This window comes from Flavobacterium tiangeerense (assembly GCF_007830355.1).
GTDB classification, from domain to species: Bacteria; Bacteroidota; Bacteroidia; order Flavobacteriales; family Flavobacteriaceae; genus Flavobacterium; species Flavobacterium tiangeerense.
Map to the genome: position 1 here is coordinate 1 of NZ_VLKO01000026.1, position 1,530 is coordinate 1,530.

1 protein-coding gene is annotated in these 1,530 nt (G+C 36.9%); it reads right to left on the reverse strand.

Annotated elements, in window-relative coordinates:
• Nucleotides 1-392 precede the first annotated feature (392 nt).
• Nucleotides 393-1,463 (reverse strand): IS110 family RNA-guided transposase, encoded by a 1,071-nt coding sequence (locus tag IQ05_RS15300; protein WP_144894329.1) that lies wholly within the window; start codon nt 1,461-1,463, stop codon nt 393-395.
• Nucleotides 1,464-1,530 lie beyond the last annotated feature (67 nt).

The following is a 1,530-nucleotide window of genomic DNA, read 5'->3' on the forward strand; positions in this document are numbered from 1 at the left end:
ACTCCTATGTAAAGCATCATAAAGTTATTCACAACTTTTAAAAGGGTTATATGTTGGTTATTTTTCGAGTATAAAATGCCGTTCCAACGGCTTGTTGAAAAAGTTGGAAACAACTTTTTGTCTGCCGAAGGCTTAGACTGAAAAAGTTATTCTAACTTTTTCAATAATGCCACGTATTTTAATCTCTTTTATTTCATTGTCTTTCTTTTTAAATTCTTAAAGCTCCCACTCCTATATGTGGTTCTCGTTTTGAGAACGAGACCACCAGCATCGGTTTGATTGTAAGAATAAAAATAGCTGCCTACTACAAAATGCGGCTTCTTTTAAAGAACCGCCCTAGCTGTTTTGCAGTCTATTCTCTGGTATGATTGAGCTTTTTAAGAAGGTTATTTTTATTTTTCTAATACTAAGTTTCTATTGATTTGATAGGGTGTTTCGGTTTTAATGACCGAGAGTATTCTTCGTGCTAATTTATGAGCTATTTTAATGATGACACTCTTTACATTCTTACCTTGATGTTTCCGGTAATATTGCTGCATTTCGGCATCTTTTCTAATGGCAATCCAGGCTGCTTCTACTAAATAACTTCGTAATTGGGAACGACTTCTGGGGGTTATCCCCAAACATTTTTCTGATCCGCCGCTATTATAAATCCCTGGTACTAATCCGATGTATGAGATAAATTGTCCTTCGTTATTGAATCGGCGCAAATCACCACATTCAGCCAAAATTACACTGGACAGATAACCGCCAATTCCTGGAATGCTCCTCAAGAGATTATAATCGTTCTTACAGGTCTTTCTGCAATGCGCACGCATTTGATTGGCAATTTCCAAATACTCTGACCTTATAAAATTATACATCCGTATTTTGCCTTGCAAAGCCAATTTTCCGCAACTCGTGCTAAATTCTATATTTTCCAGCCATACCATAAAATCTTTGTTCCAATTTGAATTATCAAATGCTGGAGGTATTTCAATCCCATGAAAGAGCAACATACTTTTGATATGCGATTTGCTTTGTCGGAGTTTCTTAGTGACTTGCGTTCTATGACGAGCCAAGGTGGTAAACTGTTCGTGTTCTTCGGTAGGAATATAAACTCCCTTGAGAACACCTGCCTTTAATTGATTGGACAGATTTTTGGAATCTAAAGCGTCAGTTTTTTGATACCGCTCCTTATCTCCTGTCTTGACATCGGAGGGATTGACCACCAAAACATGCCAACCTAATTTTAAAAAATAGCGCGCTGCAGAAAATCCGCAACATCCTGCTTCGTAAACTAAAGCTACTTCGTGATTTGGAAATGTTCGCTCCACATATTGGTATAAATCCTCGGCAACAGAAGGCATTGAAAACGTTCTGTGAAAAAACAAATCCGTTTGAATGGAAACGCTCCAGCTTTTTTTGTGAATATCTAAACCAATGAATATCTTTGGAATAGTTAAGGCATCTTGTAATTGCATAATCTTCGTTTTTAGTAACTCTAAGTTATGCTTTTACATAGATACTACAACGGATTTGGGCAATTGG